Here is a 9233-nt window from a genome sequence, read left to right as displayed (position 1 = left end):
TGGCCCCGGTGGCCCCGGTGGCCCCGGTGGCCCCGGTGGGGCGGACGACCTCGGCGAGCCCATCGACTTCGGCACCCGTAAGAGCACACCGCTCCGGGGGACGGACGTACCTCGGGGGGTGCGTAGACGGGGTGGGTTCGGGGCGTGGGCGCGGCGGCTGGCCGGCGGGCGGGGGCAGGCGGGGGCCGAGGAGGACCCGTACGAGTACGACGCCGAGTACGACGAGGACGAGCGCGGGGCCATCGCCTCGGTGCTCCCGGCCGGTGGCGAGCGGCTGCCCGACACCTGGCCGGATCCCGCCGCGCTGCTGCTCACCGCGCTGGGCCCGGGCGCCCGCCTGTGGGAGCGCGGGCCGGGGCACCCGGAGGCGTTGACCGTGCGGCTGGGGACGGCGGACCGGGCGGCGCCGGACGGTTCGGGTCTGTTGCCCGCGGTGCCGGTGACCACCGGGTTGCGTGAGGTCGGCGCGCTGGGGCTGGCCGGGCCGCGCCCGCGGCTGATGGGGCTGACCCGGGCGGTCGTCGCCCAGCTCGCCGCGCTGCACTCCCCCGACATGCTGGAGCTGGTCCTGATCAGCGCGGACCGCCACCGCTGCGCCGAGGAGCGCACCGCCGACTGGTCCTGGCTCGGCTGGCTCCCCCACCTCCGCCCGGCCCACGGCCAGGACTGCCGCCTCCTCCTCGCCTACGACCGCGAACAGGCGACGGCACGGGTGGACGAGCTGCTCCGCCGTCTGGAGGACCACGCGGCGGACATGACAGGTCACGGGCCCGGTGCGGCGCCCCACGGTGCCGAGGGTGCCGCCGGCCGACGGACCGTGCGGCGGCCGTCCTGGGCCCGGGGGGACGATCCGGCGGGCGGCTTCGCGGGGCCGTACACGGTGGTGATCGTGGACGGGGATCCCGGGGGCGCCGATGTGCGGGAGGCCGTGGTGCGGCTGGCGCAGGACGGGCCCGCCGCCGGTATCCATATCGTGTGCCTCGCCGAGGCGGAGGCCGCGTCCCCCGCCTCGGCGATGACGGAGACGTACACGGCCGCCTGTGAGATCTCGCCCGTGTTCCGCGCGTGCGGGGCCGTCGCCCTGCTCAGCGGTGACGTGGCCACGGCACTGCGGCTGCTGCGCGTCGCCTCCGGGCACGCCGGGACACCGGGGCCGGGGCCCACCCCGACCGCCCATCGATCCGACCACGCGCGTGCCACGGACCCGGGCGTCCCGTCGAGCCCGTCGAGCCGCCCCCGTTCCGACCGTGCCTCCCACGCGCACGCCGACCCGGACGCGCCGAGCCGTACGCACATCGGCATAGACCTGGCGGGGAGCGTGCGCTCCGCCGATGAGCGCACACATCCCGGCACCCAGGAACTCGCCTCGCTCGATCCGAGCGCGGTGCCCGGGTTGTTGAACCACGGCACGGTGGCCACGCTGGACGCGGTGTCGGCGGCGTGGGCGGAGCGGTTCGCGCGGGCGTTGGCGCCGTTGCGGACGGACGGCGCGGCCGGGGACCGGCAGGCGCGGGTCTCGGCACCGTTGCCGCAATCCGCGCGGCTGCTCGACGAGTTGGGGCTGGCGCGAGCCACGCCCGCGTCGCTGATGGCGCGGTGGGCGGACGCGGCCGACGACACGACGGCGCTCGGCGGACGGGCCTGGGCCGTGCTCGGGGCCGGGCCGCGCGGGCCGGTGTCCGTGGACCTCGTCGCCGAGGGCCCGCATCTGCTGATCGAGGGGCCGCCCGCCAGCGGCCGTACGGAGCTGCTGCGGTCCGTCGCCGCCTCGCTGGCCGCCGCCGAGCGGCCCGACCGGCTGGGCTTCGCCCTCGTGGACGGGCGGGACGGCGGCACCGGTGCCGGTGCCGCCGCCGGGCGGGCCGGGGAGGGGCTGGGCGTCTGCACGGACCTGCCCCATGTCGGTACGCATCTCATGGCCAACGACCCCGTCCGGATGCGGGAGTTCGCGCAGTCGCTGATCGCCGAGCTCAAGCGGCGGGCGGAGCTGCTGGGCGGGTTCGGCTTCGTGGAGTGGCACACCCGGCGTGAGGTGTCGGGCCGTATCGTCCCGCAGCGCTCGGCGAAGTCCGGGCCGGCTTCAGCCGGGGCCGCCGACCTCGACTCCCCCTCCAGTGCCACGATCCGGCTGCGACCGGCGGCCGGCCGTACCGCCACCGACCAGGAAGCCAGGCGTGCGGCCGGAAAGGGCTCGCCCTCCGGGCTGCCCCGTCTCGTCCTGATCGTCGACGACCTCGACGCCCTCCTCTCACCCCCCTTGGGCTCCACGGGCCGGCCTGCGGCGGGCTCCGTCGTACGGGCCCTGGAGGCCGTGGCCCGGGAGGGGGAGCGGCTCGGCGTCCATCTCGTCGCCACCACCAGCGGGGGCGGGCGTACGGGCGAGAGCGAGCTGGGGCGTGCGGCCGGGGGGCGTGTCGTGCTCTGCGCGCCGGTGCCCGGTCCGGACGAACCCGCGCCCGGACGGGGCGAGTTGCTGGGCGAGGGCGGCCGCGCCACCCCCTTCCAGGCGGGACGCGTGACGGGCCGTATCCCTCGTACCGCCACCCTGCGCCCCACCGTCGTCCCCCTGGACTGGTCCCGCATGGGCGACCCCCCGGCGCGCCGCCCCGTACGGGAACTGGGCAACGGCCCCACAGACCTGGCCCTCCTCGCCAGCGCCTTGGACCGCGCGGCCCGGGAGGTCTCGGCGACCGGCGTGCCGTCGCTGCTATGAGCTCTTGGGACACCCCCGCGCCCCAAAGGGGCGCGGGGAACGGCGCGAGCAACCACGACGGAGCGAAACCCGCCCACGGCGCACCACCCGAACGGCGAATAGGCACCCCGCTCCCCTGGCGCGCCATGGTCACGACGCGGTTACGATCAAGGAGCTGACACCGCAGGCGCTCTTGCCGCCCCCAAGGACGCGGCGTAGACCAGACCGCACGGGACAGCGCTTCTACGTTCGATGACGCACGGAGAACGGGGTCAGTCATGCGCAGCACGCTTCGTACACCCAACGCCTCCAAAGCCCTCGCGGCCCTGGCCGCAGGCATCCTCGCCGTCTCCCTCACCGCGTGCGGCGGCGACGACGGCGACACCGGTGACAGCGGCGACACCGGCAACGACGGCGGCGCCGAATCCACCGTCCAGCTCCCCAAGCTCGACGGCCAGAAACTGGAGGTCGCGGCCGTCTTCACCGGCCCGGAGCTGGACAACTTCCAGAAGGTGCTGGACGAGTTCGAGAAACGCACCGGCGCCTCCGTGAGCTTCGTGCCGACCGGCAACAACACGTCCACGTTCCTGGGTACGAAGATCGAGGGCGGCAAGCCGCCGGACGTGGCGTTCCTGCCCCAGGTCGGTGTGTTGCACCAGTTCGCGGAGAAGGGCTGGGTCAAACCGCTCGGCAGCGAGGCCCAGGCTCAGCTGGACAAGAACTTCTCTCAGGGCTGGAAGGACCTGGGCGCGTACGAGGGCAAGCAGTACGGCGTGTACGCGAAGGCCGCCAACAAGTCCCTCGTCTGGTACAACACCGCGTCCTTCGAGGCGGCGGGGATCACCCAGGAACCCAAGACCTGGGCCGAGTTCCTGCAGACCGCGCAGACGCTGTCCGACGCCGGCTCCCCCGCCGTGTCCATCGGCGGCGCCGACGGCTGGACGCTCACCGACTGGTTCGAGAACGTCTATCTGTCGCAGGCGGGCCCGGAGAAGTACGACCAGCTCGCCAAGCACGAGATCAAGTGGACCGATCCCTCGGTCAAGGAGGCCCTGACCACGCTCGCCGAGCTGTGGGGCAAGGACGACCTGATCGCGGGCGGGGCCTCCGGCGCTCTGCAGACGGAGTACCCGAAGTCGATCACGCAGACCTTCGGCGGGGACACCCCGGCCGGAATGGTGTTCGAGGGCGACTTCGTGGCCGTCACGATCAACGGTGACACGGACGCGAAGATCGGCACGGACGCCAAGGTCTTCCCGTTCCCGGCGGTCGGCGACACCTCCCCGGTGGTCACCGGCGGTGACGCGGCCGTGGCGCTGAAGGACGGCGAGGGCGCGCAGGCGCTGCTCACCTTCCTCGCCTCGACCGACGCGGCCCAGATCTGGGCGGCGCAGGGCGGCTTCCTCTCCCCCAACAAGGAGATGGACCAGGGCAGTTACAAGGACGACGTGACGCGGGAGATCGCCAAGGCGCTGCTCGCGGCGGGCGACGACTTCCGCTTCGACATGTCCGACCAGGCCCCGGCGGCGTTCGGCGGAACCCAGGGCGTCGGCGAGTGGAAGGACCTCCAGGACTTCCTGAAGAGCCCCGACGACGTGGCCGGCGCCCAGAAACAGCTGGAGACCGACGCCGCGAAGGCCTACGGGAACGGCTGACGGCGACCTCTCATGTCGTCTGCCGTGACGAAGACGGCGGGGGGCGCCGGCGCACTGCCGACACCCCCCGCCGCACCGCGCAAGAGCGTGACGGGTACCCGGCTGTGGGTGGCGGCGCTGTTCCTGCTGCCCGCGCTGGTGCTGCTCGGTGCGCTCGTGGTCTACCCGATCGGGTACTCGGTCTGGCGGAGCCTGTTCGACGCCGACGGCTCTGGGTTCGTCGGCCTCGACAACTACGTGGAGATCTTCACCGACGACGCCACCCTCGTCGCCGTACGCAACACCGCGATCTGGGTCGCGGTCGCCCCGGCGCTCGTCACCGCGCTGGGGCTGATCTTCGCGGTGCTGACCGAACGGGTGCGCTGGGGAACGGCGTTCAAGCTGATCGTCTTCATGCCGATGGCGATCTCGATGCTCGCCGCGGGCATCATCTTCCGGCTGGTGTACGAGCAGGACCCGGACCAGGGGGTCGCCAACGCGGTCGTCACCTCCGTGCACGATGTGTTCGTGGACGAGTCCGTCTATCCGAAGGCCCGCCCGAACGCCCAGGCCGGCGACCTACGGCCGTCCGGCGGCGGGTCGTTCACCACCGAGGGGACCGTACGGGCGGGCACTCCGGCCCTCCTCCCCCTCGTCGGCATCGCGCCCAACCGGCTGCCCGGCACCCCGCAGGACGCGAAGGCGTCCACCGGTAGCGGTGTCACCGGCACGGTCTGGCTGGACTTCCGGCTCGGTGGCGGCGGCGAGAAGGGTGCCGTCGACCCGGGCGAGAAGGCGCTGGAGGGCGTCAAGGTCGAGGCGGTGAAGGACGGGAAGGTCGTCGCCACCGCGACCAGCGGCACCGACGGCACGTTCAGCCTGCCCTCGTCGGCCGACGGGGCCCGACTCAGGCTGCCGGGCTCGAACTTCGCGGCGCCCTACAACGGCATCGACTGGCTCGGACCGGCGCTCGTCACCCCGGCCGTGATCGGCTCGTACGTCTGGATGTGGGCGGGCTTCGCGATGGTGCTGATCGCGGCGGGGCTGGCCGGGGTCGACCGCAATCTGCTGGAGGCGGCCCGGGTGGACGGGGCGAACGAGTGGCAGGTGTTCCGGCGGGTCACGGTGCCGCTTCTCGCGCCGGTCCTCGTCGTCGTCCTCGTCACGCTGATCATCAACGTGATGAAGGTCTTCGACCTCGTCTACATCATCGCGCCGCAGCCCACCCAGGACGAGGCCAACGTCCTCGCCCTCCAGCTGTACCTGGTGTCGTACGGCGGAGGGGGCGACTTCGGCCTCGGCAGCGCGATCGGTGTGGTCCTGCTGCTGCTCGTGATGCCCGTGATGTGGGTCAACATCCGGCGACTGCGGAAGGAGCGCCAGCGGTGACCACCCTCGAAACCCCGGCCCCGGCCCCGAAAACCCCCGCGCCCGAGGCGCCCGTACAGGCCAGGCGCTCCGTCGCCGCCCGGCTGGCGAGCGGTGTGGCGGGCGGCGCGCTGCGGGTCTTCCTGCTCCTGGTGGCGGTGTTCTGGCTGGTGCCGACGTTCGGGCTGCTGGTCTCGTCGTTCCGCGACCCGACCGACATCTCCACCTCCGGGTGGTGGAAGGTGTTCTCGGCGCCCGCCCAACTCACCACCAAGAGCTACGAGTCGCTCCTCGAGAACGGCGACGTCACCAACGCCCTCTTCAACACGATCTGGATCACGGTCCCGGCGACGCTGCTGGTCGTCCTGATCGGCGCGATGGCCGGATACGCCTTCGCCTGGCTGGACTTCAAGGGCCGCGACTGGTGGTTCATGGGTGTGGTGGGGCTGCTGGTGGTACCGGTGCAGGTGGCGCTGATCCCGCTGTCGGGGCTCTTCCGCGACCTCGGGATCTTCGGCGACATCATCGGCGTCGTCCTCTTCCACGTCGGCTTCGGCCTCCCGTTCGCGATCTTCCTGCTCCGCAACTTCTTCGCGGAGATCCCGCGCGAGCTGCTGGAGGCGGCCCGGCTCGACGGCGCGGGTGAGCTGCGGCTCTTCGCGACGGTCGTACTCCCGCTGGCCGCACCGGCGTTGGCGTCCCTCGGCATCTTCCAGTTCCTGTGGGTCTGGAACGACATGCTCGTCGCGCTGGTCTTCTCCAGCTCCGGCTCGCAGCCGCTGACGGTCGCGCTCCAGCAGCAGGTACGGCAGTTCGGCAGCAACATCGAGATCCTGGCGCCGGGCGCGTTCATCTCGATGGTGATCCCGCTGGCGGTGTTCTTCGCGTTCCAGCGGCAGTTCGTGTCCGGGGTGATGGCGGGGGCGGTGAAGTAGGAAGGGGAGCTCTGGTTGCTCGCGCAGTTCCCCGCGCCCCTGCTTTCAGGGGCGCGGGGAACTGCGCGACAAGCCCCCACCGGACCCGCACCCGCCCACGAACCGAGAGCCCCGAGCTCATAGGCGAACACCGCGAACAGCGCGAACAGCCCACACCCACCCACGAGTTCACCCCCACGCGCCCCCCTCCGTCACGGATATCCCCCGTATGGAACACGCAACGTAACCAAATCATCCCATAGGCCGTTCCCGGGCAGTATGCCCGCGCCGACCCATGGATGTCCTCCTTGCCCAGGTTCAGTGTCATCGTTCCCGCGTACAAGGTTCAGGCGTACCTGCACGAATGCCTGGATTCCGTGCTGTCCCAGTCCTTCACCGACCTCGAACTGATCGTCGTCGACGACGCCTCTCCCGACAACTGCCGGGCGATCGCCGAGGAGTTCGCCGCCCGCGATTCCCGTGTACGGCGCCCGGTGCGGCTCCGCGAGAACGCGGGGCCGGGTGCCGCCCGCAACACGGGGATGGAGCACGCCCGAGGCGACTACCTCCTCTTCCTCGACGGTGACGACACGTTCACGCCGGACGCGCTCCAGGCGATCGCCGACCGCCTCAAGGAGACCGGCGAACCGGACGTCGTCGTCCACGACTTCGCCCGCGTCTCCTGGTCGGGCGAGCCCGTCCGCAACGAACGCGCGCTCCAACTCACCGAGCAGGGCCCGGCGCCCTTCCACCTCGACGACCGCCCGGGGCTGCTGAACGTCCGCCCGGTGATCTGGAACAAGGCGTACAAACGGGAGTTCGTCGAGGACCACGGCTTCCGGTTCACGTCCGGGATCTACGAGGACACGGCGTGGACGTACCCGGTCCTGATGGCCGCCGAGTCCGTCGCCACCCTCGACCGGGTCTGCGTCCACCAGCGCGGACGCCGCCACGGCAGCCTCCTCGGGGCGACCACGCGGGCGCACTTCGACGTGTTCGAGCAGTACGACCGAGTGTTCGGTTACGTCGACGAGCGGCCGGAGCTGGCGCAGTGGCGGCCGCTGCTGTTCCGGCACATGGTCGACCACCTCACCACGGTGTTCGCCCGGCGCCACCGGCTGCCGCGCGAGGCGCGCGCCGAATTCCTGCGCACGGTCCGCGCCCACTGCACGCGCTACCGCACCCCGGGCATCCCCGTCCGCGCCGGCGCCCGGCTGCGGCACGCGCTCCTGCGGCTGGGCAGCCACCGCACCTACCGCGCGCTGTGGGCCGCGGCCCGGCTGGGCCGGGGCGCCGGACGCCGGGTGACCGGCCTGGCCCGGCTGCTGCGCTCCGCCGGGCTGCGCCTGCACTACCGCGTCCAGCGCCTCCTCCCGCTGCGCGCCGACCGGGCGGTGTTCGCCGCGTACGGGGGGCGGGGCTATGTGTGCAGCCCGGCGGCTCTGGAGAACGCGTTCCGTACGCACGTCCCCAAGATGCGCACCTCGTGGATCGCGCGCCCGGAGCACCACCACACCCTGCCGGTGGCGACCCGGCGGGTACGGCCCGGCTCGATGGCGTACTGGACGGCGCTCGCCCGTTCCAAGTACCTGGTGAACAACGTGGACTTCGACCGCCGGCTGGTCAAGCGCCGCGGGCAGATCCTCCTCCAGACGCAGCACGGCACCCCGCTCAAGCACATGGGCCTCGACCTCCAGGACCGGCCGGCGGCGGCACGCGGCACGGACTTCGCCGCCGTGCTGCGCGGCAGCGACCGGTGGGACTACGTCCTGTCGGGCAACCGCCACGCCACCCTCGTCTGGGAGCGCGTCTACCCCTCGGCGTACACCACCCTCGAATACGGCTCCCCGCGCAACGACGTGTTCCTGCGGGCGACCTCGACGGACGTGGCCCGGCTGCGCGAGCACCTCGGCATCCCCGACGGGGCGGTCGCGATCCTCTACGCCCCCACCCACCGCGACTACCGCCACACCCAGCGCGCCCACCTGGACCTCGAACGCGTCCTGCGCAAGCTCGGCCCGCGCTTCGTGATCCTCGCCCGCGCCCACCACGCGTACGACTCCCCGCTCACCGATCTCGCCCACGGCCGGATCCTCGACGTCACCGCCTACCCGAGCGTGGAGAACCTCTGCCTCGCCTCCGACGCACTGATCACCGACTACTCCTCCCTGATGTTCGACTACGCCAACCTCGACCGGCCCATCGTGATCCACACGGAGGACTGGGAGGCGTACGAGGCGGCCCGTGGCACCTACTTCGACCTGCGCTCCTTCCCGCCGGGTGCGGTCGCGCGCAGTGAGGACGAGCTGATCGACATCTTCGCCACCGGGCACTGGCGGGGGTCGCGCTCCGCGCAGGTGCGGGCGGCGTTCCGTGAGCGGTTCTGTCCGTACGACGACGGGCGGGCGGCCGAGCGGGTCGTACGGCGGGTCGTCCTCGGCGACCCGTCCGTCCTCGACGTCGTGCCACTCCCCGACCGCCACCCCGTCCCGTCCATGGCGGCATCCCTGCCCTCGTCCCCCCAGGCCACGATCCCCACGGCCCCACGCCCGTAGCCCCACCCTTCCTCGCCCTTTCCACCCCGGATTTCGACTGACGGTCCGGTGGGGGTTGTTCGCGCAGTTC

The 9233-nt window shown here is 72.4% G+C and carries 5 protein-coding genes; all 5 read left to right on the top strand.

The genetic code is table 11. From position 1 onward, the window contains the following. On the top strand, positions 1-2713 hold a 2713-nt coding region (locus I8N67_RS40075; RefSeq protein WP_200309237.1), incomplete at its 5' end, for an FtsK/SpoIIIE domain-containing protein. 257 nt (positions 2714-2970) lie between these two features. Next, positions 2971-4347: an ABC transporter substrate-binding protein gene (locus tag I8N67_RS40070; protein WP_200309236.1), complete on the top strand. Its 1377-nt coding sequence runs from the start codon at positions 2971-2973 to the stop codon at positions 4345-4347. Positions 4348-4359: 12 nt separating this feature from the next. Next, on the top strand, positions 4360-5715 hold the full coding sequence (locus I8N67_RS40065; protein ID WP_234047029.1) for a carbohydrate ABC transporter permease: 1356 nt from the start codon (positions 4360-4362) through the stop codon (positions 5713-5715). Then, positions 5712-6629 (top strand): carbohydrate ABC transporter permease, encoded by a 918-nt coding sequence (locus I8N67_RS40060; protein WP_200309235.1) that lies wholly within the window; start codon positions 5712-5714, stop codon positions 6627-6629. Before I8N67_RS40065 ends, I8N67_RS40060 begins: the two co-directional genes overlap by 4 nt. Before the next feature lie 278 nt (positions 6630-6907). Beyond that, positions 6908-9163 (top strand): bifunctional glycosyltransferase/CDP-glycerol:glycerophosphate glycerophosphotransferase, encoded by a 2256-nt coding sequence (locus tag I8N67_RS40055; protein ID WP_372443908.1) that lies wholly within the window; start codon positions 6908-6910, stop codon positions 9161-9163. The last annotated feature ends 70 nt before the right edge of the window (positions 9164-9233 follow it).

The organism is Streptomyces adelaidensis, from assembly GCF_016598475.1.
Taxonomy (GTDB): Bacteria; Actinomycetota; Actinomycetes; order Streptomycetales; family Streptomycetaceae; genus Streptomyces; species Streptomyces adelaidensis.
Note: the sequence above shows the minus strand (reverse complement) of the source record. Positions and strands in the feature narration are given on the sequence as shown.